This window comes from Nonlabens sp. Ci31 (assembly GCF_012974865.1).
Lineage (GTDB): Bacteria > Bacteroidota > Bacteroidia > Flavobacteriales > Flavobacteriaceae > Nonlabens.
The window spans coordinates 3,448,092-3,471,385 of sequence record NZ_CP043633.1; the positions used below are offsets into that span (position 1 = coordinate 3,448,092).

Annotated in this window: 19 protein-coding genes; 16 read left to right on the forward strand and 3 right to left on the reverse strand. The window is 36.2% G+C overall.

Annotated features, from left to right (window positions below):
• Positions 1-23: 23 nt before the first annotated feature.
• Positions 24-548: an RNA polymerase sigma factor gene (locus F0365_RS15185; protein WP_169934477.1), complete on the reverse strand. Its 525-nt coding sequence runs from the start codon at positions 546-548 to the stop codon at positions 24-26.
• 160 nt (positions 549-708) lie between these two features.
• Here F0365_RS15185 and F0365_RS15190 point away from each other — a divergent pair, with 160 nt between their 5' ends.
• The 5 genes from F0365_RS15190 to F0365_RS15210 all read left to right on the forward strand — a co-directional run bounded on the left by F0365_RS15190 (position 709) and on the right by F0365_RS15210 (position 7,089).
• Entirely contained in the window at positions 709-1,776 is a 1,068-nt protein-coding gene (locus tag F0365_RS15190) for a hypothetical protein (protein ID WP_169934478.1), read from the forward strand.
• Between the two features lie 402 nt (positions 1,777-2,178).
• A complete protein-coding gene (locus F0365_RS15195; RefSeq protein ID WP_169934479.1) occupies positions 2,179-3,243 on the forward strand; it encodes a hypothetical protein in 1,065 nt (354 codons plus the stop codon).
• Positions 3,244-3,551: 308 nt separating this feature from the next.
• Positions 3,552-4,316: a CDP-alcohol phosphatidyltransferase family protein gene (locus F0365_RS15200; protein WP_169934480.1), complete on the forward strand. Its 765-nt coding sequence runs from the start codon at positions 3,552-3,554 to the stop codon at positions 4,314-4,316.
• Positions 4,317-4,451: 135 nt separating this feature from the next.
• On the forward strand, positions 4,452-6,008 hold the full coding sequence (locus F0365_RS15205; protein ID WP_169934481.1) for a GMC oxidoreductase: 1,557 nt from the start codon (positions 4,452-4,454) through the stop codon (positions 6,006-6,008).
• Positions 6,009-6,186: 178 nt separating this feature from the next.
• A complete protein-coding gene (locus F0365_RS15210; protein ID WP_169934482.1) occupies positions 6,187-7,089 on the forward strand; it encodes a hypothetical protein in 903 nt (300 codons plus the stop codon).
• Positions 7,090-7,626: 537 nt separating this feature from the next.
• Here the strand turns inward: F0365_RS15210 and F0365_RS15215 are convergent.
• Positions 7,627-7,878 (reverse strand): type B 50S ribosomal protein L31, encoded by a 252-nt coding sequence (locus tag F0365_RS15215; RefSeq protein WP_169934483.1) that lies wholly within the window; start codon positions 7,876-7,878, stop codon positions 7,627-7,629.
• Between the two features lie 149 nt (positions 7,879-8,027).
• On the opposite strand from F0365_RS15215, the gene F0365_RS15220 reads away from it, so the two are divergent.
• From F0365_RS15220 to F0365_RS15245, 6 genes are all read left to right on the forward strand, one after another.
• Entirely contained in the window at positions 8,028-8,519 is a 492-nt protein-coding gene (locus F0365_RS15220) for a DUF4199 domain-containing protein (RefSeq protein ID WP_169934484.1), read from the forward strand.
• A 50-nt stretch (positions 8,520-8,569) separates the two neighbouring features.
• Positions 8,570-9,133 (forward strand): DUF4199 domain-containing protein, encoded by a 564-nt coding sequence (locus tag F0365_RS15225; RefSeq protein ID WP_169934485.1) that lies wholly within the window; start codon positions 8,570-8,572, stop codon positions 9,131-9,133.
• Complete coding sequence (locus F0365_RS15230) at positions 9,126-10,124, forward strand: glycosyltransferase family 2 protein (protein WP_169934486.1); 999 nt, start codon at positions 9,126-9,128, stop codon at positions 10,122-10,124. Before F0365_RS15225 ends, F0365_RS15230 begins: the two co-directional genes overlap by 8 nt.
• A 1,558-nt stretch (positions 10,125-11,682) precedes the next feature.
• The gene (locus F0365_RS15235; protein ID WP_169934487.1) at positions 11,683-13,395 is read left to right on the forward strand and encodes a phospho-sugar mutase; all 1,713 of its coding nucleotides are present in this window, start codon (positions 11,683-11,685) and stop codon (positions 13,393-13,395) included.
• Between the two features lie 4 nt (positions 13,396-13,399).
• Positions 13,400-15,223 (forward strand): ABC transporter ATP-binding protein, encoded by a 1,824-nt coding sequence (locus tag F0365_RS15240; RefSeq protein ID WP_169934488.1) that lies wholly within the window; start codon positions 13,400-13,402, stop codon positions 15,221-15,223.
• A 34-nt stretch (positions 15,224-15,257) separates the two neighbouring features.
• Complete coding sequence (locus F0365_RS15245) at positions 15,258-15,770, forward strand: thioredoxin family protein (RefSeq protein WP_169934489.1); 513 nt, start codon at positions 15,258-15,260, stop codon at positions 15,768-15,770.
• A gap of 62 nt (positions 15,771-15,832) precedes the next feature.
• On the opposite strand, the gene F0365_RS15250 is transcribed toward F0365_RS15245, so the two are convergent.
• The gene (locus F0365_RS15250) at positions 15,833-17,815 is read right to left on the reverse strand and encodes a response regulator (RefSeq protein ID WP_169934490.1); all 1,983 of its coding nucleotides are present in this window, start codon (positions 17,813-17,815) and stop codon (positions 15,833-15,835) included.
• A gap of 276 nt (positions 17,816-18,091) precedes the next feature.
• Here F0365_RS15250 and F0365_RS15255 point away from each other — a divergent pair, with 276 nt between their 5' ends.
• The 5 genes from F0365_RS15255 (at position 18,092) to F0365_RS15275 (ending at position 23,208) form a co-directional block, all read left to right on the forward strand.
• On the forward strand, positions 18,092-19,765 hold the full coding sequence (locus F0365_RS15255) for an RluA family pseudouridine synthase (protein ID WP_169934491.1): 1,674 nt from the start codon (positions 18,092-18,094) through the stop codon (positions 19,763-19,765).
• 87 nt (positions 19,766-19,852) lie between these two features.
• Positions 19,853-21,301 (forward strand): DNA recombination protein RmuC, encoded by a 1,449-nt coding sequence (gene rmuC / locus F0365_RS15260; protein ID WP_169934492.1) that lies wholly within the window; start codon positions 19,853-19,855, stop codon positions 21,299-21,301.
• 230 nt (positions 21,302-21,531) lie between these two features.
• Positions 21,532-22,152 (forward strand): hypothetical protein, encoded by a 621-nt coding sequence (locus F0365_RS15265; protein ID WP_169934493.1) that lies wholly within the window; start codon positions 21,532-21,534, stop codon positions 22,150-22,152.
• Positions 22,136-22,843 (forward strand): DUF3307 domain-containing protein, encoded by a 708-nt coding sequence (locus F0365_RS15270; RefSeq protein WP_169934494.1) that lies wholly within the window; start codon positions 22,136-22,138, stop codon positions 22,841-22,843. Before F0365_RS15265 ends, F0365_RS15270 begins: the two co-directional genes overlap by 17 nt.
• Positions 22,840-23,208: a 6-phosphogluconate dehydrogenase gene (locus F0365_RS15275; RefSeq protein ID WP_169934495.1), complete on the forward strand. Its 369-nt coding sequence runs from the start codon at positions 22,840-22,842 to the stop codon at positions 23,206-23,208. Before F0365_RS15270 ends, F0365_RS15275 begins: the two co-directional genes overlap by 4 nt.
• Positions 23,209-23,294: the final 86 nt, after the last annotated feature.

The following is a 23,294-nucleotide window of genomic DNA, read 5'->3' on the forward strand; positions in this document are numbered from 1 at the left end:
TTCAATTGAGAAATATCCCATAATTATTTTCGGTTCAATTCTTCTATTTGGCTTTTTAACTTTTTTAGTGCGGCATATATTCGGTGTTCCACCACCTTTTTAGTGACTCCTAGCATTTCTGCTATTTCATTATGGGTCTTGCCATCTACCTTGCTGAGTAAAAAAGCAACTCTTTCCTCTTCTTTCAAATCAGATAAAGCACCTTCGAGCTTTACTAAAAATTCTTTTTTACGCAAAATAAATTCAGGTGATTCGTTGGTATAGTCCTTAGGTTTTACCTTTTGATATTTAAGCACTACTTTTTGATGCTTCACTTCGTTTAACATCATATTTGTTGAAGTGGTATACAGATAAGACTTTGCTGCTTCTGGGGCTATTTTAGAACAATTTTCCCAAAGCTTTATAAATGCCTCTTGTACTTTGTCTGCTGGATTTAACAAAGCTCCATATTTATAAAGCAGAATATTACTCAAACTTTGGGCGTACTTTTCATATAGTTTTGAAAAATATAATTTATCGCAAATGTTTTTATGCAGAGATCTAGGCAATGAGTAGTTTTTCTTTGTTTAAGTCTAGAAAGGTAAATAAAAAACATAGATTTATCGGGAGAATCAATCCTTGAGTTGTTTTAATAATAAGAAGCCTATAATACAATAAAAACTATCTACACCTTATTATAAAATAGGATCACAAAATAAAAACTGAACCATGAAAACTTTTAAACCTTTACTGTTCCTCTTATTAGGATTGCTTATCATTTTCACTTCTTGTCGTTCAGAAAATGATTTATCTATTGATCCTCCTGCAGAAGAAGCCCTTACTGCAAATTCAGCAGTAGCACTTCTCCTGTTAAAGACTGCATTAAATGATGGTTCTTCAGATAATATTATAGACAGTGCCAACTGTTTAAGTGTACAACTACCTGTAACCCTTACTGTAAACGGAACCACCTTAATCGTAAATAATGAAGATGGTTATCAAGAAATTGAGGACATCATAGACTCGTTTAATGACGACATAGATTCCATAGTTATTTCTTATCCTATAGTAGTGGTTTTAGAAGACTATTCTACAGTCACTGTAAACTCTGATACAGAATTAAGGGCACTTGCTTCAAACTGTGCTGGTGAGAATGAAAATGATGATGACATTGAATGTATCGATTTTCAATATCCCATAACAGCATCTGTTTTTAATATAAACAATGATGTCATTAATACCATTACGATCAATAATGATAATGACATGTATGATTTTATAGATGACTTAGATCAATTTACAGCGGTAACCATCAACTTCCCGATTGCACTCTTACTTGCAGATGGCACTACACAAAACGTATCCACTATTCAAGAGCTAGAAAATGCTATTGAAGCCGCAGAGGACACTTGTGATGAAGACGATGATTACGACTACGATGATGACGATTGTGACTTTTGTACTACAAATGACCTGGACAGCCTTTTTGCCACTTGTACCGACTGGGAAGTAAGTGAGTTAGAAAGAAACGATACCGACCTTACAGATAGCTATGACGGTTACTTGTTCTCTTTCAATAATGATGGAACCTTAACCGTAGTAGATGGCACAACTACATGGAATGGGACTTGGACCGCTTCAGGAACAGGAAATAACATCACGGTAACTATAAATTTAAATGGATTACCCGATTTTAATACTACTTGGAACTTAGTAGAAATAGAACAAGAACCAGGTGAGGCTAATTTTGATTTGCAATTAGGTGATGACGAGTTAAGTTTTCTGAGCGACTGTTAAATAGCATAAAACCATTTTTTATTCTCAATAAATTAGAAGGCCAACCACCGTATTGTGGTTGGCTTTTTTATTGCACGCTTTCGCGAAAGCGGAAACAAATACATTCCACAACCTATAATCTGAACCATAATAAGTAACTAATTTGTAAAAAACCTAGATACTAAAATAGAGCATCATATAAATTCTGATATTTTTCTACTCCTACAGAAAAGAATAGGTTACTTAACAGATCATAAAACTAATGAATTACAACTTTATCCCGTTGCTATTGAATTGTTTAAATAACAAACGTGAAAAACGACAAATTTCTTGGGACTTTCAATCTTTGAGTTGTTTTAATTTATAGAGGCTGTATTTTAATAACTAAATAATAAAAACTGCCCAACACTAAAAAAACAAAACATGAAAACTTTAAAAATCACTTTATTCCTATTAGTAGGATTATTAATAAGCATTACTTCTTGTGATACAGATGATGGTTTAAATAATGATCGTACAGACGCGACCATTACCGCAAACTCAAATGTGGCACTTCTTATGAGTAAGACTGCAACCAATGATGGTTCTGCAGATAACATTATAGATAGTGCCAACTGTTTAAGTGTTCAATTACCGGTAACAGTTACCGTAAACGGCACCACACTTATCATTGATGACGAGGATGGATATGAGGATATTGAAGATATCATTGATCTATTCGATGATGATGTAGACAGTGTAGTCATCTCCTATCCCATTACAGTAATTCTAGCAGATTATTCAACAGTAACAGTAAACTCTGATACTGAATTAGCAACACTTACTGCAACTTGTACAGATGAAAATGACGATGATGATGACATCGAATGCATTGACTTTCAATACCCTATTACGGCGTCAGTTTTTGATACCAACAACGTGTTAGTGAATACGATTACCATCAATAACGATAATGACATGTATGATTTTATAGATGATCTGGAGGAGTTTGCGTCAGTAACAATTAATTTCCCTATTACCGTGATACTTGCTGACGGAACAACGCAAACCGTTACTACTATTCAAGAGCTAGAAAATGCTATTGAAACAGCTGAAGACAGTTGTGATGAAGACGACGATTATGATTATGATGATGACGATTGTGATACTTGTACAACAGCTGATTTAGATCGTATTTTTGCTGCTTGTCTACAATTTGAAGTAGACGACTTAACAAGAAATGATACCGATCTTGAAGATAACTATGCAGGATATGTTTTTACATTTAACAATGATGGAACCATAACGGTTGTTGAAAACACCACTACATGGAATGGATCCTGGTCAGCTTCAGGGACTGCAAATGATATTGATATCATCATAAATATAAACGGTTTACCAGATTTTAATGCCAGCTGGAACTTGCATGAAATCGAACAAGAATTAGGAGAAACTGAAGTTGAGCTAAGACTAGGTGATGATCGTTTAAGCTTTGAAAGCGATTGTTAAATCGCTTTCAATCATCAAACCAACCGATTGATGACCTATTCCAAAAATAGAACTTGATATTTTGAAAAAGAAAGAAAACATCTATCTTACTGATGGATGAAAACTGAAGAGCCAGCCCTATAATTATGACTGGCTCTTTTTGTTGTACGAGCTTTCTGAATTAAACTTTATAAGTCTGAAATGTATTTTTTAGTTCAAATATGGTGATTCTTATTACTTCTGTAAACCAATTTATAAACTGGGATTTAAGCTTATATTTGCAGCTTTCTAAAATGGTATATTCCGCAGTACTTTTTCTATGACATTACATGTCCAAATTACCCCAAGAGCATAAATTTATTGATCTCTCCGATTACGGAAGACCAGTAGCAAAGATGATCGCCAACTCCTTAAAAAACACTTCGTTCACGCCTATTCATGTGACCATAGGTTTTATCATATCCGGACTCATAGCTATTTACTGTATTCTACAAGAGTACTTTTGGCTGGCTGGATTCTTTTTGATATTCAAATCCATACTTGATGCCGCAGATGGTGAGCTGGCTCGCGTAAAACAAAAACCATCCTACACGGGTCGTTATTTAGATTCGGTGTCAGACATTATCCTAAACGCTTTGTTTTTCCTATCTATCTGGTTCATTACAGATACTCCTATATGGATCTGTATTACCGCCTTTTTAGGACTGCAGTTACAAGGAACACTGTACAACTACTACTACGTGATTTTGCGAAATAAATTTGATGGTGATACTACCAGTCGTGTATTTGAAACCAAAACACCAGTGGCATTAAAAGGCGAAAAACAACAACATGTCAATGTCCTTTTTAGTTTGTACCTATTCTTTTATGGGGCTTTTGATAAGACCATTTATACTTTAGATCGCAATGCAGGAATTGGAAAAATATTCCCCAAATGGTTCATGACTAGTGTTTCTACCTTTGGTCTGGGTTTCCAATTACTCATCATTTCTGTAATGCTGGTATTGGATTTTAAAGCTCTTATACTGCCATTCTTTTTGGCGTATACAGTCATGGTTTTTATTTTTATTGGGGTTAGGAAGGCTTTTTATTAAAAAATAGTTTTAAAAAACTTTTCTAAGTGTTTTGAAGAATTTAAACACACCAACTATTTTTAAATCTTATTCGTAAATTAGCTTCCTTTAATATTTTCTTTTTCAAAAATTGCTTTAAATGTAAGTTCAACTAATATGGAATACGATTATATCATAATAGGAAGCGGCTTTGGAGGATCTGTTAGTGCGTTGCGGTTATCTCAAAAAGGATATAAAGTCTTGGTAATTGAAAAGGGAAAATGGTATCAAGCAAAAGACTTTCCTAAAACCAATTGGAACTTCAGAAAATGGTTATGGGTGCCGTATCTAAGGTTTTTTGGAATCATGAAACTTTCTGTTTTTAAACATATTGCGATTATTTCTGGAACTGGTGTGGGCGGTGGTTCTTTAGTATACGCCAATACCCTACCCACACCAAAAACTACATTTTTCAACTCTGGTAGTTGGAAAGAATTAAACGACTGGGAAACCGAGCTACAGCCTCATTACGATACGGCACTTCAAATGTTAGGCGCTACAAAAAATCCTAAATTATTTGATGGGGATCTAGGTCTCCACAAAGTTGCAAAAGATTTAAATATCAAGGAAAAATTTGATGCTACTCGAGTTGCTGTCTTTTTTGGTGAGCCTGATGTTACTGTAAAGGACCCCTACTTTAAAGGTAAAGGACCAGAACGTGCTGGATGTAATTTTTGTGGTGCTTGCATGACTGGCTGTAGATACAATGCAAAAAATACCCTGGATAAAAACTACCTCTATCTCGCACAAAAAAATGGTGCAGAAATACGCGCTGAAAATGAAGTGATTGATGTGCAGCCTATAAATGCTGCTGATGGTTCTCAAGGCTATCAAGTTTCCATAAAAAGCAGTACTAAGTTATTTGCTAAGCGTAAAATAATAAAAACCAAAGGAGTGATCTTTTCTGGTGGTGTTTTAGGTACGGTAAAGTTACTTTTAAAACTCAAAATGAAATCACTACCCCATTTATCAGATAAGTTGGGTGAAGATATACGCAGTAATAATGAAACCTTGATAAGTGTTAGTGGGTTGGAAAAAGATAAAAATTATTCTAAAGGTATTGCCATAGGCAGCATTCTCCACACCGATGAAAACAGTCATCTAGAAATTTGCCGGTATGGAGAGGGCTCCGACGCCTGGAAATTAGCTCATTTGCCCTATGTTACCGGTTCTAATGTGACCTCACGTATTTTTAAGACAATAGGTAAGCTTTTTAAACATCCTGTAGATTATTTTAAAATTTATTTTGTTAACGGTTGGGCAAAAAACACAGTTGTCTTACTATTTATGCAAACGCTGGATAGTACCTTAAAGTTTAAACGCAACGCGATTGGGCAAATGTCCTCGACTGTAAGTACAGGTAAAGCTCCTACGCCTTTTATCCCAGAGTCTATACAGCTGGTGAAGGCCTACAGCAAAGCCATCAAAGGAGTAAGTACCTCTTTTGCGTTAGAGACACTTGCAGGGATTCCTTCTACCGCACATATTCTGGGCGGTGCCGTTATGGGGAAAGACAGCACAACCGGTGTGATTGATAAAGACAATAAAGTTTTTGGCTACATCAATATGTTAGTGATCGATGGAGCAATGATATCAGCTAATCCGGGTGTAAATCCATCGCTAACCATAACTGCTATTGCCGAAAAAGCTATGGGTGAAATTCCAAACAAATAGAAGAACATCCTTTAGAATTGGCAGGCTAAGTCTAGTTTTTCAATCACTGACAAAAATTCAGTCAACTAATTTTGTTTTTCTATTAGAGATGTATTAAAGTTAATGATCTAAAAATTTAGTATACCTTAGACTTTACGACTGACCGGTTAACTATCGCTTAAAAAGGGGGCTAAATAATATGCAAAAGAACAAAATGATATTCCTATTTGAAAAATTTTTCTCTGATAAGACTCGGGAAAGAACTGAAAAAGTCATTCTCAATCTTGCTCTTCTCAGCTTTTTTGTTCACCTAGCAGTGATCTATTTATTCAAATTTGATTTTATAGAGTTATCTATAGACACCGGATTATTAAAAAACCCTATATCTGCCGTTTACACGCCATTTTCTTTTATCCTAATCTACGAGGTTTATTTACTTATTTATTATTTACCTCAGTCCATCACTACCTATATCACCAAGCAATATGAAATTATAACGTTGATCATTATTCGTAAATTATTTAAAGACTTAGCTTCTTTAGAACTTTCTTCTGAGTGGTTTGAAATAAAAGGAGATTTACAATTTACTTATGATTTAATAGGATCACTACTGCTATTCTATTTTATATTTCAATTTCAAAAGCAAGGCAGAAGAAAATTAACTCTAATAAATAACATAAAGCCCAGAGTGGAAAAGTTCATTTATAAGAAAAAAGTAATTGCCGTTATTTTGGTGCCATTATTCTTTGTTATGGCCTTGTACACTCTTGTCACTTGGGCTATAGGGTTTTCTCTTACTCCTAATGACTTAGCACCTTTTGAGAGTATCAACAATCTATTTTTTGACGAGTTTTTTACCGTGCTTATTTTAGTTGATGTGGTACTTCTTCTAATATCATTATTTTATACTGATCAATTTCATAAGATCATTAGAAACTCCGGATTTATTATATCTACCATTTTAATAAGGATGTCTTTTGGAGTGAGTGGTGCGATCAGTACTATTTTAATTGTGGTGGCTGTTCTTTTTGGACTTGCCATGATTACCGTTCACAATAAATATGAAAAGGACATACTCGATAGAGCTTCTGATAAAATATAGCAGCAATAAGTCTACAAATAAAAGTGATTAAAAAGTAAATTTGGTGCAGATGCGCAGGCCTCTTTTGTCATTAAAATCAATCCAGTAGGGCAAGGTATCTTAGAACTTTTATTCCAAAAGTAAGCTGTTTAAATCCAAAAGTATGGAACAAAATCAAAGTTGACGGTATACATAGCCAAATCTTGAGCAACAAATTAATGCAAACCCATCATTTAAAGATCGGTTCACAGGTGGATGATCTTCTCGCTTTACAGGTCGACGATGATGACTTTTTATGATCGATTAGGTTTTGATAAATCTTCTAAACACCAGTTTAAATAGGTTTTATAAATTGGAATCAAAGAGAACCTGCTAGGTTAATAGTATTCATAGAGTAGCTCGCGCCAGTATCGCCGTAAGAAAATCGTCCCTATATAAATCACCGTAAACCACTTAAAAAAACTTAGCTAATGACGGTTTTACCTATGGAAAGGCTTAAAAATAAAAACGCCTCGCAAGTTGCGAGGCGTTGTAAATATGACTAAAACTCTAAGAAAATTACTTCTTAAATTTTGAGTATTTGTTTTTAAATTTATCAATACGACCAGCAGTATCGATAAGTTTGCTTTCTCCCGTATAAAATGGGTGAGATGTACGAGAAATCTCTAATTTGATCAATGGATATTCTGATCCTTCAAAATCGATGGTCTCGCTAGTATTTGCAGTAGATTTGGTAATGAAAACTTCTTCATTAGACATATCCTTAAACGCTACTAATCTATAATTCTCTGGGTGTATTCCTTTTTGCATGACTTAAATCTTATTCTTTTGCGGCTGCAAATTTAATTATTTTTCTTTAAATAACAACCTTTTAATTCCTAATTAATTTAAAACAAATGTAAGGCTTAAAACCACACCTCCTAGCTTTATATTTGCGTTCTTATTTAAAAACCATTTTTGTGGAACAAACGATCAAGAGAAACTCCTTAATTTTAGGACTTGTAGGAGCATTATTTACCCTAGGAATCTATATGTACATGTGGAAGGCCCAGGATTATTTAAACCCGCTATTAAACACATCTATATATATTTACCCCATCATATTTGGTGTCATCGCACAAGTGTGGGCAAGGGTCGTAATGAATGGTAAGGTTTCTTTTAGACAAGTTATCTTAGCTTACTTCATTTGTATCCTTTTGGTTTTTATAACCGAATCCATTACCTACTACCTTTTGCTTAACCATATCGATACCAACGCCAAAGAAATTTTATTACAAGCATGGCGTGGCATTAATGACAAGACTCAGAGCAACCTGGCCCAGGTTAAAGTATTCAAAGAACCAACTTTTTCTTTATCAGAATTTGCCTTAGGATTTGCGACTAAAACTCTTATGTTTACCGTTCCAGGGTTGATTTCTGGACTCGTTATTAGTAAAATACCTCAGCGATAGTTGGTAGTATTTTCCTTATTATATTTGGATATTAAATGCTCAAGATTAATATGATGGACTCAACCTTAAAAAAAATATCATTTAAAAACGGACTCCTAGGTTTTACACTTTTCATAGTGGCCTATTTTATCATGTGGAAAATAAACCTAAGTCTTTTCCTAAATCCACTAATTACCTACCCTCTTTCAATTGCGATGTTTATTTTGGCTGTTTACTCTCAAAAACAAGCCAAAAAAGAATTAGGTGGTTACATCAGTTTTGGGACTGCCCTACTCTACTTTGTAATTACCACTGCCATTGCGTTCTTTGGTTATGTAGTTGCAAGTATTTTAATTTTCAATATTATTGATTCAGGCGCAAAACAGGAATTGCTGGAGCTTACCATAAAGGCATCTGTAGAAATGAGTGAGAAAATGCTGGGTTGGTTGGGTATGGAAGATGCTGCTGGACAAGTTTCGGAAGATCAAATACGTGATTCTATGAAAATTAGCCCCACTCCTTTTGGCATTACTAGTCTTATCATTGGATACCTAGGTAATTTGGCGTTTTTTACTGTCCTTGGCTTGATCTCCAGTCTAATTATTAAAAAGGATAAACCTTACGAGTTTGAATAAAACCGATCTTTCCATAATCATCCCGCTTCTAAATGAGGCAGAATCGCTTCCAGAATTGCAGGCATGGATCAATCGCGTCATGGAAACCACCGTTGTATCTTATGAAGTTATTTATATAGATGATGGTAGTACGGATGCAAGTTGGGACATCATAAGCAAGCTTTCGCGCCATGCCTACCAGCAGGAAGAAAAGCAGAATCAAGTTCAGGCTCTTAACCCTATAAAAGGCATCAAGTTTCAGACGAACTACGGGAAGTCTCAGGCATTACATGCAGGTTTTAAACTCGCTCAAGGAAAAGTAGTTATTACTATGGATGCAGATCTTCAGGACTCTCCAAGTGAAATTCCAGAGTTGTATCAAATGATTACAGAAGGTAATTTCGATCTTGTCAGCGGCTGGAAAAAAAAGCGTTACGACAGTGTTATTTCTAAAAACTTACCCAGCAAACTCTTCAATTGGGCCGCACGTAAAACTAGTGGTGTACAACTCAATGATTTTAATTGCGGCTTAAAAGCGTACAAAAGCGAAGTCGTAAAAAATATAGATGTCCACGGCGAGATGCACCGTTATATTCCTGTTTTAGCAAAAAATGCAGGATTTACGAACATCACACAAAAAGAGGTTATTCATCAAGCGCGTAAATACGGTACGACTAAATTTGGTTACGAGCGTTTTATCAATGGCTTTTTAGATTTGATCACTATTGCTTTTATTTCAAAATACGGCAAACGACCTATGCACCTTTTTGGCACCTTAGGTGTCATCATGTTTTTGATAGGCTTTATAATTGCCGGCTACGTGGGCATTTCAAAGCTCTACCGTATGGCATATGATATTCCTTATAATTTAGTAACAGATAACCCTTGGTTTTTTATCGCGTTAACCAGTATGATTCTAGGAACGCTTTTCTTTATTGCAGGTTTCTTAGGAGAACTTATTCTAAGAAATGGCCATCAAGGGAATCGCTATACAGTGGCACAAGAGATTTAGTAGGCAGTAGTCTTGGTACAACCAATTACTAAATACAATAGATTTATCTCAAAACTATACGACCCATTGCGCTACTTAGTAGGCAGTAGGTAGGTGGATTTACAGCAAGCTGTAAATATGAGTAGGCAGTAGTCTTGGTACAACCAATTACTAAATACAATAGATTTATCTCAAAATTACACGACCCATTGCGCTACTTAGTAGGCAGTAGGTAGGTGGATTTACAGCAAGCTGTAAATATGAGTAGGCAGTAGTCTTGGTACAACCAATTACTAAATACAATAGATTTATCTCAAAATTATACGACCCATTGCGCTACTTAGTAGGCAGTAGGCAGGTGGATTTACAGCAAGCTGTAAATATGAGTAGGCAGTAGCCTTGGTACAACCATTTACTAAATACAATAGATTTATCTCAAAATTATACGACCCATTACGCTACTTAGTAGGCAGTAGGCAGGTGGATTTACAGCAAGCTGTAAATATGAGTAGGCAGTAGTCTTGGTACAAGCATTTACTAAATGCAATAGATTTATCTCAAAATTATACGACCCATTACGCTAATTAGTAGGCAGTAGGCAGGTGGATTTACAGCAAGCTGTAAATATGAGTAGGCAGTAGTCTTGGTACAACCAATTACTAAATGCAATAGATTTATCTCAAAATTATACGACCCATTACGCTACTTAGTAGGCAGTAGGTAGGTGGATTTACAGCAAGCTGTAAATATGAGTAGGCAGTAGTCTTGGTACAACCATTTACTAAATACAATAGATTTATCTCAAAATTATACGACCCATTGCGCTACTTAGTAGGCAGTAGGTAGGTGGATTTACAGCAAGCTGTAAATATGAGTAGGCAGTAGTCTTGGTACAACCATTTACTAAATACAATAGATTTATCTCAAAATTATACGACCCATTGCGCTAATTAGTAGGCAGTAGGTAGGTGGATTTACAGCAAGCTGTAAATATGAGTAGGCAGTAGTCTTGGTACAACCAATTACTAAATGCAATAGATTTATCTCAAAATTATACGACCCATTGCGCTACTTAGTAGGCAGTAGGCAGGTGGATTTACAGCAAGCTGTAAATGTGAGTAGGCAATCACTACCTCGTAAAGCAGTTCGATAGCTTATTCACTTTTGTTTACTCAGCTATCAACGCCACCTACTGTCTACTTCACATTTGTGAGCAAAGCGAACAAATCAACCTGCCGACTGCCTACTCTTTTTACTGCCTACTCAAATTTGTGAGCGCAGCAAACAAATCCACCTGCCTACTGCCTACTCAAATTTGTGAGCGCAGCAAACAAATGAACCTGCCTACTGCCTACTCTTTTTACTGCCTACTCACATTTGTGAGCGCAGCAAACAAATCAACCTGCCTACTGCCTACTCTTTTACTGCCTACTCAAATTTGTGAGCGCAGCAAACAAATGAACCTGCCTACTGCCTACTCACATTTGTGAGCGCAGCAAACAAATGAACCTGCCTACTGCCTACTCTTTTTACTGCCTACTTATACCTATATTTGTCTAAGAACATATGCTTTTCCTACATGAACAAAGAACACATCCTTAAAACTGCACAATCCTGGACTCACGAGCCATTTGACGAGACTACTATAACACGCACCCTAGCGTTAATCACAGCAGATAATGATGAGTTTCAAGAATCATTTTATAAAGATCTAGAGTTTGGTACTGGTGGAATGCGCGGTATTATGGGTGTGGGAACCAACCGTATTAATAAATATACTTTAGGAAAAAATACACAGGGTATTTCTCAATATCTAAATGTGCAATTTCCTAATGAGCAAATAAAAGTCGCTATAGCCTACGATTGCCGTCACAATTCTAAAGAGCTCGCACAAATAGTAGCAGACGTTTTCAGTGCTAATGGTATTTATGTATACCTTTTTGCAGAATTGCGCCCTACTCCACTGCTTTCTTATACCGTTAAGGCAAAAGGTTGCCACGCAGGAATCGTATTGACTGCAAGTCATAATCCGCCAGAGTATAATGGTTACAAAGTATACTGGCAAGATGGTGGTCAGTTGGTCCCACCACAGGATCAAGAAATATTAGATATAATTGGTTCCACAGACTTTAGTGACATCCACTTTAATGGGAATCCTAAATTAATTGAATTACTTACTGAAGAGGATGATAATGCCTTTATAGAAGCCAGTATCAAAGCCGGCAGAACAGCGGGTGATATAGATCGATCTCGATTAAAAATTGTTTTTACCAGTCTTCACGGTACGAGTATTACCCTAATTCCAGAAACTTTAAAACGCGCTGGATACACCGATTTACATGTCGTTAAAGAACAAGCTTTTCCAGATGGTAATTTCCCAACGGTTAAATCTCCTAATCCGGAAGAGCCAGAAGCATTAAAAATGGCTGTTGATCTGGCCGATAAAATTCATGCTGATATTGTTATAGGAACAGATCCAGATGGCGACCGTTTAGGCGTTGCTGTTCGTGATAATGATGGTAAAATGGTATTATTGAATGGCAACCAGACCATGATTGCTATGACCGATTTCCTTTTGAAGCAAACCGATTTAAAATCCTTAAAAGATCCCTTTATAGGCTCTACTATAGTTTCTACACCTATGATGCACGATTTAGCGCATTCCTATGACGTAGAATGTAAAGAAGGTCTGACTGGTTTTAAATGGATTGCCAAAATGATTGAAGACTATCCTCAGCAAGATTTTATAGGTGGTGGCGAGGAAAGTTTTGGATATATGGTAGGTGATTTTGTACGTGATAAAGATGCGGTTACTGCAGCATTATTAGCTTGTGAGATGTACGCTTTTGCGAAAGCGAATGCTTCAACAACCTATCAAGAATTGATCAAGCTCTATGTAAAACACGGCTGTTATCAAGAAAAGCTCGTTTCGCTTGTCAAAAAAGGAATTTCTGGAGCAGAAGAGATCAAGCAAATGATGGTTGATTTAAGGGAAAATCCGCCTGCTCAGATAGGTGGACAAGATGTCACGATCATAGAAGACTATGCAGCCAGTACTAGAGTCAACAAGCAGTTGAACAAAAAAGAACTCATTGCTATTCCAAAATCTAATGTTTTGATTTTCTATCTAGCAGATGGCTCAAAGATTGCAGCGCGGCCTAGTGGAACAGAACCTAAGATAAAGTTCTATATCTCGGTGAAAACGGCGCTGGATCAAGTGGAAAATTATACGGAAGTCCATGCGCAGTTAGAAGAAAAAATTAAAGGCATTCTTGCCAGTTTTGACAGATAAATAAATGAATTATTTTAAAGAGATTTTACGGTACGCTAAGCCTTATAAGAGCTATGGAATACTGAATATAATTTGTAATGTGTTTTTTGCTTTTTTTGGAGCATTGAGTTTCATTTCACTTATCCCAATGCTGGACGTTCTGTTTGACAAGACACAACAAGTCACTACAAAACCAGAGTGGACAGGTATACTTGATTTGATGTCGTACATTAAAGGCTCCATGGGTTTCTACTTAACTAGCGAAATAGGCAATAAAGAAACCGCTTTACTGCTGGTTATAGGGTTGGTACTAGTGCTTTTCTTTTTAAAAAATTTATTTGGCTATTTAGGAATGTACTTTATTGCGTTTCTGCGCAATGGCGTTTTGAGAGATATTAGAAATGATATGTATTCCAAAATTGTACACCTTCCCATCGCCTATTTTTCTGAAAAAAGAAAAGGTGATGTGATTGCACGAACAAGTGCTGATGTACTGCAAGTACAAAACAGTTTTTTGTCCATATTAGAACTTATAGTCAAAGAGCCTTTAAATATTGTTTTTTCTTTAGCGCTTATGATTGTTATAAGCCCTAAGCTCACCATCTTCATGCTTCTATTTTTACCTGTCTCTGGTTTTTTAATCTCTCGTATAGGTAAGAAACTCAAAAAACGAAGCGATCAAGTTCAAAAAGAACAAGGATATTTCATGTCCTTACTAGAAGAAACTTTAGGCGGGCTTAAAGTAATCAAAGGTTTTAATGCTGAAAACAGGTTAGAAGAAAGTTTTCAAAATAGCACCGGCAGACTTTATAGATTTTCGGTAAAGCTTAATCACAGAAAAGGTCTAGCGAGTCCAGTCAGTGAATTTCTTGGAATTTTGGTTATAGGTATTTTACTTTGGTATGGTGGTCGTCTTGTCATTGTAGAGCAAGCTATTGAAGGAACCACCTTTATAGGTTTTATGTTGCTTGCTTATGGGATTTTAACTCCAGCAAAAGCACTTTCAAAAGCCAGCTATCAAGTAAAAGAAGGTGATGCAGCTGCCCAGCGTGTGCTAGAAATCCTTCATACTAAAAATGATATCGCAGATCAACAAGGAGCTGTTGCTATTCCCGCTTTCGCGAAAGCGATAAAAGTCAACAACATCACCTTCTCTTACCTGGAAGAACCGGTTCTCAAAAACTTCTCCCTAAACATTCCTAAAGGAACCAGTGTAGCTCTAGTCGGGCAAAGTGGTTCTGGAAAAAGTACAATTGCAAATCTACTCACTAGATTCTATGATGTAGAAGAAGGGACTATTACCATAGACGACTTGAATATTAAAGATGTAACGCTTAAAAGTCTACGAGATCAAATAGCGATTGTAACTCAAGATTCTATTTTATTTAACGATACCATCGCTACTAACGTGGCACTGAGTGACAAAAATGCTTCGGAAGAACGAATTATCGATGCCTTGAAAATTGCGAATGCTTGGGAATTTGTAAAAGAACTTCCTGAAGGCATTCATACCAACATAGGTGACAGTGGTAACAAACTAAGCGGCGGGCAGAAACAACGTCTTTCTATCGCTCGAGCGGTACTCAAAAACGCACCAATTTTGATACTGGATGAGGCCACCAGTGCTCTTGATACAGAAAGTGAACGACTGGTACAAGATGCACTGGAAAAAGTAATGAAAAATAGAACCTCTATAGTCATCGCCCACCGACTCTCTACCATTCAAAATGCCGATCATATAGTAGTTATGAAAAAAGGAGAAATAGTAGAGCAAGGAACACATATAGAATTGCTTGCTAAAAAAGGCCTTTATCACAGTCTGGTAGGTATGCAAAGCCTGGGATCATAACTTTTAGTATATTTATCGTATAAAATTAAAAAAAATGAAAAAGTGTATTCTTTTAGTTGCATTTTTAATCGCTGGTACTTCCTTGTCACCCGCTCAAGAGTCTGTAGATGTATTAATGGATAAGGCTCTAAATGAAGCGGCAGCATCAGAAAAGCATGTACTAGTTAAATTTGAAGCTTCTTGGTGCGGCTGGTGTCACCGAATGACTAAACAAATAAAAGATCCAAGCATAGCTTCTTATTTTAACGAAAACTATGTAATGCTTCCCATTGTTGTTTTTGAGAACGGCGATAAAGTAGCTTTAGAAAACGCAGGCTCTAGAGCCTTGATTAAAAAATATAAAGGTGATATTGCTGGTTTGCCGTTTTGGGTCATTCTTGATGCCGCAGGAAATGTGGTCACCAACTCTTTTAATGAAAAAGGTCAAAATATAGGATGCCCTTCATCTAAGGAAGAAGTTGCTGTTTTTATAGAGAAACTTAAAGCGACTTCAAAGATGACAGATAAAGATGAAAAAAAGGTGGCGATGATCTTTACCAAAAAGTAATTCTTAAACTGCCCTTTTTAAATCTGGTTACATTTACTGCCATCTATAAGATCTGTTGATTTTTAATTATTGATAAACTTTTTCAATATGTCTTTTACTACCGCAGGCTTAATGGGTTTTGATATAAAATCATCGCATCCAGATGCAAAAGCTTTCTGTCTATCCTCTGAGTTAGTGTAGGCAGTTTGAATAATTATAGGTATGTGAGGGAACCTTTCTTTAATTGCCAGTGACGCCTTATAACCATTCATAATAGGCATTTGAATATCCATAAAAACGAGGTCTATATTGAGTTCCCGTTCCATTATTTCAATCGCTTCTTGCCCGTTTTCTGCTCTGATAATTTGAAAATCGTAGCCATTCATTTTTTCTAACAACGATTTGAGGAATAAGTAATTCAAGGCTACATCCTCAGCAATCAAAATTTTATAGAAGGAAGGAATTGGCCTTTTGGTTGATTCGTTTATTCCCTTACCACAGGATTCTTGCTTTTTTTCTATGCTTATGGGGATATTGATATGAACAGTAGTTCCCTTTCCTAAATCTGACTGAATATCGAGTTGGCCGTTCATTAATTCAACATAAGCTTTTGAAATGGTTAAGCCCAATCCCAAACCTTCAAATAACTCTGTAGTATCTTGATTGGACTTGGAATAACTATCAAAAATAGATTTCTGACGTTCGCTAGAAATTCCTATTCCAGTATCTGTAATCCTGATAATAACAGCATCTTCTTTTATAGTTGCAAAGATGATAACTTCACCCCGACACGTAAACTTAATCGCATTATCAATAACATACTTTATAATTTTAGACAACTTATTTTCATCTACGACAACACAATTTTTACTTTCAGGAATATCCAGAACTAGTTGGTATTGGATATTTTTTAACCGCTCATTATCCTTGTATTTATCAAAACATTTGGTCAATAGTTCTGTAAGAAGTACGGTGTTTTTTTGAGCCGTTAGTTGCTTGTTTTGCAGCATAGATATTTCAAGCACATTATCCATCATATCCATTAATTTCAGACAAGCTTGATTAATGATGGTAACATAATCATTTTTCTGATTCTCCTCAAGCCCCTCCTTACTTAACAAACCTGAAAAACCCATAATGGCATTCATAGGAGTACGCATTTCATGGGTAATATTATTAATAAACGAAGTCTTTAATTTGCTGCTTTGCTCGGCATTAATTTTGGCCTTTTTAAGTTCACTTGTTTTTGAATTAATTACATATTTTAAGTACCTATTAAATACTATTATCAATAGTAACAAACATAAAATTCCAATACACAACTTGACCCAGAAAGATACTCTAAGGTAAAAAGGCTTGTTAAAGGTCACCAACCAGGAATCGATGATTTCTTGCTTATCCTGATAGGCAACACTCTGCATAGCATTATAAATAACATCATTGAGCATGACATCATTCTTTACAACAGCTATGGATGGTTCATAATCGCTACCTGTGTATTTTAAAATCTCTAAATCATTAAAGCTTTTGGACTCTATATAATAAGTCACTACAGCTTTGGGGCCGACAAAATAACCTTCTCCACTTTCAGAAATGTTTTTTAGACATTCCAGATCAGTTCCACATGGGGTTAAAATCGTCGCTTTAGGAAATTGAATTTTTAGATTTTCAACTATTGCAAAGCCTTCGGGCAAATAAAAGGTTGCCGTTTCAAAATCTGTTATGGTCTTTGTTGGCCCTTGAGCTTTCTTACCTACAATCACATAAGGTGATTCAAACAATTTAAAATAAAAATTAAGATATTCTCTTCTGGATGGAGATTCTTGGATTTCAAGAATTAGATCTAATTTATTGTTACGAGCATCTTCCATGATTTTTGAAAAATCATCGTATTTCTTAATATCAAATTTGAACTGCGCCCTTTTTTCTAGAAGCTTTAAATAATCCATAAGGATTCCTTGTGGGTTATCCTTTTCATCCAAGAAAATATAGGGTGTATAGGATGGGTATACAGCTACCTTAATGTGTTCCCGTTCATTGAGCCATTTGCGTTCCTTTTCATTCATTATATCCGCATCCTGACAAGAAACTGTTAAAAAAAGAACGGATAGTGTTACTAACAAAAATCGTATGATATCTCTCAACCTAAGTATATTATTTACCAGAAAGTTACAAAAAATAATCTTTATAATAATAATAAATACGAGCTACTCTTTTACTGTCTCCCGCTTTTACAGCACCAATGACTATAGGTAAGAAAGCAGGTCTCCTTTCCTCTTTTTGGGGTCCTAAAAGCCATCTTTTAATCCTACCTTTGTTGTATTAATCTATTTATCCCTTTGATGAGTTCCATTCTGCACAGCTTTGATTCAACAAAAGATATCGATGTACCTTCAAAATTCACCTTTCCCTTTCTTTATGAGCCACATCCAATGGCTGTGGAAGCTGCAGAGCAATTAAAAACCTATATAGATGGTTTTAAAGACTGGTTTTATGATTTGAATTTAGGCCCAGAAAATTACCAACATCCGCTTGGGAAAATGTTTGGAGTTCTTGTTGTGGAAGATAGCCATGGAAAATTAGGACATCTTTGGGCATATTCTGGTGTCATTACTGGAGAGCAAAAGCATACTCCATTTGTTCCTTTAGTATTCAATATGTTTGCAGAAAACAGCAAGTATGTAAAAGAAAATTCTCAACTCGATGTATGGAATCAAAAAATCGATTTCTTAGAAAAGGATGTCGTTTATCTAAAAAGTAAAAAACAGCTTCAAAAATTAGAAAAAGAAAACGAGCTCCTGCTCTACAACCAGCGTAAAAAACATTCCAAAAACAAAGCAGATCGTAAAAAGCAACGAGAAGAAGCGGTACATTCCTTAACTGACATAGCGTATAAAAAACTGCTCGATCTTCATCAAACGCAGGGAATGCATGCTAAATTTCTTTTAAAGGAATACCAGATCTATCTGGGTGCTAAAATGACTCCGTTAGAAAAAGTTGTTTCCAGCAAAGAGGAAAAAATCAAGGAATCTAAAGCAAATCGTAAGGAATTATCCAACAAGCTTCAAAATTGGATTTTTGAACAGTACCAATTCCTCAATGCAAAGGGAGATTCTAAAAATGCATTGCAACTCTTTAAAAACATACCGCCCTACTTTCCTCCTTCAGGAACTGGTGATTGCGCCGCACCTAAGTTGTTGCAATATGCCTATCTCAACCATCTAAAACCAGTTGCCATGGCTGAGTTTTGGTATGGAGCATCTCTAAAATCCCAAATTAGAAAGCACGGCCATTATTACCCGTCTTGTCGCTCTAAATGCGAACCGATTTTGGAACACATGTTGCAAGGTCTGGAGGTTGATGACAACCCTATGTTAATCAATCCTGCTGCAGGAAAAGAGCTTCCGCTTATCTATGAGGATGATTATCTTATGGCGGTAAACAAGCCCGAGGAGTTCCTTTCTGTGCGCGGTAAAACTATAGAAGATTCTGTAGCATATAGAATGAAGCTGCGTTTTCCTCAAGCTACTGGGCCTCTTATAGTTCATAGACTGGACATGAGTACTTCTGGAATATTGGTACTTACTAAGTCCTTAGAAGTTCATAAAAAACTACAAGAACAGTTTGAAAAGCGCAGCGTTAAAAAGCGGTATGTGGCCTTACTAGATGGAAACGTAAAAGAAGACACTGGGTTTATTGATTTGGCACTACGGGTAGATCTGGATAACCGTCCTTTTCAAATGGTAGATCCTATACACGGTAAAAGTGCTCGTACGAAATTTGAGGTTTTGGAGCGCAAAGATGGAAAAACGAGAGTTCATTTCTATCCCATTACTGGGCGCACTCATCAGTTGCGTGTTCACGCCTCTCATCCTTTAGGACTGAACTGCCCTATTATAGGCGATGATCTTTACGGTTTTAAGAAAGACCGATTGTACTTACACGCAGAGCGACTGGAATTTATACATCCAGTAACTTTAAAGCCCGTTGTGATTCATGTACCTGCGCCTTTCTAAGCTGTTATAAGACTTGTGAATAACTAGGTTGCCTTCCTATTTTAAGACATGAGCACAGATCGTATTTTTACATTAAATCTATTTTTTATGTCTCAAGAATTGAATTGGTTGTTGTTTTTAACCATCGGCGTGTTGATCGGTGCCGTTGTGGCTTGGTTTTTTGCAAAAACACGTTTCTCAGGAACTATGAATCTTTTAGAATCAGAAAAGAGACAATTGGATTCTCAACTTTCTAAATTGCAACCTGCCATGGAAGAACGCGACCGACTGCGACATGAAAATAGCCAGTACAGCGCACAACTAGAGCAAAAGTTAGAAAACCTACAAGAATTGAGTGGCAGGCTTCAAAAACTAGATAAAGAATATCGAGAGGTAGCTATCGAGAAAGAAAACTTGAATGTATTACTAGCTGAGCAACGTACCGCTTTCGCGAAAGCGGAAGAGAAACATATAGAAGCACAAGGGGAAATCGAGAAACTCAACGAAAAGTTCACCAAGGAATTTGAGAACCTCGCCAATAAAATTCTAGACGAAAAAAGCATCAAGTTTACCGACCAAAACAAAAAGAATATCGAGCAAATTCTGAGTCCGCTGCAGGAGAAAATCATGAGTTTTGAAAAACGTGTAGAAGACACACATAAAGACACTATCGACAGACAAAGTGCTTTAAAACAACAGATTTTAGGTCTTAAAGAACTCAATCAACAAATGAGTAAGGAAACCAGCAATCTTACCAAAGCGTTAAAAGGAGATTCCAAAATGCGTGGGAATTGGGGGGAATTAGTCCTGGAACGAGTGTTGGAAAAATCTGGTTTAGTAAAAGGCTCTGAATATGAAGTACAGCAAAGCATCAAAACAGAAGATGGAAGAACCTTATTTCCAGATGTAGTGATCCACCTCCCTGGAGGTAAGAAAATGGTGATCGATTCAAAAGTATCCCTTAATGCTTACGAGCGTTTTATCAATGAAGAAGATGAAGAGATGCAACAGCGCTATCTAAAAGAGCACGTGGCATCACTTAAAAAACACGTGACAGATCTTTCTGGAAAGAGCTATCACGATTACCATATAGAGAGCCCTGATTTTGTATTGCTTTTTGTGCCTATCGAGCCGGCTTTTGCCATGGCATTAAATTATGATGGAAACTTGTACAGTGAGGCTTTTGATAAAAATATCGTAATTGTTACCCCTACCACGCTACTGGCTACATTACGTACTATTGACACCATGTGGCAAAATGAAAAACAGCAAAAGAACGCACTAGATATTGCTACTGCTGCTGGGGCTTTGTACGATAAATTTGTAGGCCTTACAGAAGATTTAATCAAAGTAGGCACCCAAATGGATACGGTCCAAAAAACCTATAAATCCAGTATGAATAAGCTTACGGAAGGTTCTGGAAATCTAGTAGGCCGTATTGAACTATTAAAAAGATTGGGAGCAAAAGCTAATAAATCTCTCAATGAAAAACTCGTTAACCGAGCTATAGAAAGCGACCCAGACGTTTTGGATGCGAGTGATGAGCCGTTGAGCTAGTCAAGGCTCTGAGTTATTAGTTTTGAGTTCTTGAGTCATTAAGTTAGTGAGTCCATTAGGGATTTTGGAATTTAAAACCTACTGCCCTTTTAGATCACAAACCTCAATTATTACACAATAATGTAATAAAGTAGTATTATTACGCTTTTACGTAATAAATTTAAATATTACGTTATTATGTAATATATTTGAAGTATTACGCTTTTACGTAATAATTTAAAAAAGCTATTATGGAAGTAGTCCTTGCCGGTGACATTATAGGTTCCCAAAAGAATCAACCAAAATACTATCTCAAGACCATAGAGGAGGTTTTAAAAAGATATTCAAGCCCAGATCGGTTCTTAATTTACCGCGGTGACAGTTTTCAGGCATGGATGAATCATCCAGAACTGGCTCTTAATTGTGTGATAGAATTAAAAGCTGCATTAAAAAGAACAGCACTTCTAGATGTGCGTATAGCCATAGGGCTGGGAGGCGTAACCATGATCGATAACAATATTGCAAAATCTACTGGATCAGCACTTACAAAATCGGGAGAGTTACTGGATATTCTAAAGTCTAAAGAGCAAGAAATAATGATAGACAGCGGTAGACACTTAGATGTGTATATGAATAGTTTATTAAAAATGGCACTACTCTTCATGAATGAATGGACAGAAAACGGTGCTACTACAGTTTATGAGATGTTCCAAACACCACATATTACTCAAGCGGAGTTGGGTAAAAAACTAGGAGTTCAACAAGCTACTGCTAGTAGAAGACTAGACCGAGCTCACTGGCAAGAAACCCAAGAAGTTTTAAGCGTATTTAAACAATTTTATAAAGACGTGAGCGATGGAACTATTGATTAAACTATTAATAGCGCACTTTCTGGGTGATTTTATCTTTCAGACTGATAAGCTCATAAAGAAAAAAGAAAAACACTTGTTGGGTTCTTACCACCTTTATATGCATGCTGGTATTCATGCTGCGCTGTCTTGGTTGGTATTATGGCAAGTGGAGTTTTGGTATGTAGCACTTATTATCTTTGTAACACATTTACTCATAGACGCTGGCAAACTCTATTTTACTACTAAGAAAAATATGCGCTGGCTGTTTGCCCTGGATCAGTTGGCTCATATTATAATCATCCTAATTATAGCTGCATACACTTCAAACCTAACATTCACCATGAGTGCTGCCTATTTAAAAATCCTATGGCCCTTTCTATTTTGTATACTGTTCCTGACGAGCCCAGTGGGCGTTATGTTAAAAATATTTTTTACGAGATGGACATTAACCGATGATGAAACTGGAATCTACGGACTTAAAAATGCTGGTAAATGGATAGGAATGCTAGAAAGACTACTCATCTTTCTTTTTATCATTACAGATCATTTCAGTGCAGTCGGGTTGTTATTAACAGCAAAATCTGTATTTAGATTTGGTGACCTGAGCAAGGCAAAAAACATGAAGTTGACCGAGTATGTATTGATTGGCACATTGCTTAGCTTTGGAATTGCAATTGTTATCGGACTACTGTTTAAAAACTATGTGATATGAAAAAGATTTTAGGGGTTATACTAGCAACCATAGTACTGCTTGCAGTGATATGGTATTCATTTATTTACTTTGCCACCTATTCTGACGGCTATCGCAGTGGTGAATTGATCAAGTTTTCTCACAAAGGTGTGATCGTAAAAACATGGGAGGGCGAGATCTCACAAGGAATAAGTGGTGCACAAATCTTCTCCTTTTCTGTACTGGATAACAAAACAGAAGTCATTAAAAAATTAAAAGAATATCAAGGAGAATATGTGCAATTAAAGTACGAAGAAAAATTTAGTACATTCTTTTTTTGGGGGGATACCAAATACTTTATTACTGAAGTAACAAGAGAGAACAGTCCTCATTTTAATCGAGATTAATTATTGAAATCCCGCTTTCGCATCTCGACTAGGCTCGATACAAACTTCAGCGGAACACTCCTCCAGCTTATTGAACAACCCATAAA

Excerpts from the sequence above, each read along its gene's own strand:
- F0365_RS15190 (WP_169934478.1), top strand. The coding sequence starts at position 709 with ATGAAAACTTTTAAACCTTTACTGTTCCTCTTATTAGGATTGCTTATC.
- F0365_RS15195 (WP_169934479.1), top strand. The coding sequence starts at position 2,179 with ATGAAAACTTTAAAAATCACTTTATTCCTATTAGTAGGATTATTAATA.
- F0365_RS15200 (WP_169934480.1), top strand. The coding sequence starts at position 3,552 with ATGTCCAAATTACCCCAAGAGCATAAATTTATTGATCTCTCCGATTAC.
- F0365_RS15205 (WP_169934481.1), top strand. The coding sequence starts at position 4,452 with ATGGAATACGATTATATCATAATAGGAAGCGGCTTTGGAGGATCTGTT.
- F0365_RS15210 (WP_169934482.1), top strand. The coding sequence starts at position 6,187 with ATGCAAAAGAACAAAATGATATTCCTATTTGAAAAATTTTTCTCTGAT.
- F0365_RS15215 (WP_169934483.1), bottom strand. The coding sequence starts at position 7,878 with ATGCAAAAAGGAATACACCCAGAGAATTATAGATTAGTAGCGTTTAAG.
- F0365_RS15225 (WP_169934485.1), top strand. The coding sequence starts at position 8,570 with ATGATGGACTCAACCTTAAAAAAAATATCATTTAAAAACGGACTCCTA.
- F0365_RS15235 (WP_169934487.1), top strand. The coding sequence starts at position 11,683 with ATGAACAAAGAACACATCCTTAAAACTGCACAATCCTGGACTCACGAG.
- F0365_RS15240 (WP_169934488.1), top strand. The coding sequence starts at position 13,400 with ATGAATTATTTTAAAGAGATTTTACGGTACGCTAAGCCTTATAAGAGC.
- F0365_RS15245 (WP_169934489.1), top strand. The coding sequence starts at position 15,258 with ATGAAAAAGTGTATTCTTTTAGTTGCATTTTTAATCGCTGGTACTTCC.
- F0365_RS15250 (WP_169934490.1), bottom strand. The coding sequence starts at position 17,815 with ATGAATGAAAAGGAACGCAAATGGCTCAATGAACGGGAACACATTAAG.
- F0365_RS15255 (WP_169934491.1), top strand. The coding sequence starts at position 18,092 with ATGAGTTCCATTCTGCACAGCTTTGATTCAACAAAAGATATCGATGTA.
- rmuC (WP_169934492.1), top strand. The coding sequence starts at position 19,853 with ATGTCTCAAGAATTGAATTGGTTGTTGTTTTTAACCATCGGCGTGTTG.
- F0365_RS15265 (WP_169934493.1), top strand. The coding sequence starts at position 21,532 with ATGGAAGTAGTCCTTGCCGGTGACATTATAGGTTCCCAAAAGAATCAA.
- F0365_RS15270 (WP_169934494.1), top strand. The coding sequence starts at position 22,136 with ATGGAACTATTGATTAAACTATTAATAGCGCACTTTCTGGGTGATTTT.
- F0365_RS15275 (WP_169934495.1), top strand. The coding sequence starts at position 22,840 with ATGAAAAAGATTTTAGGGGTTATACTAGCAACCATAGTACTGCTTGCA.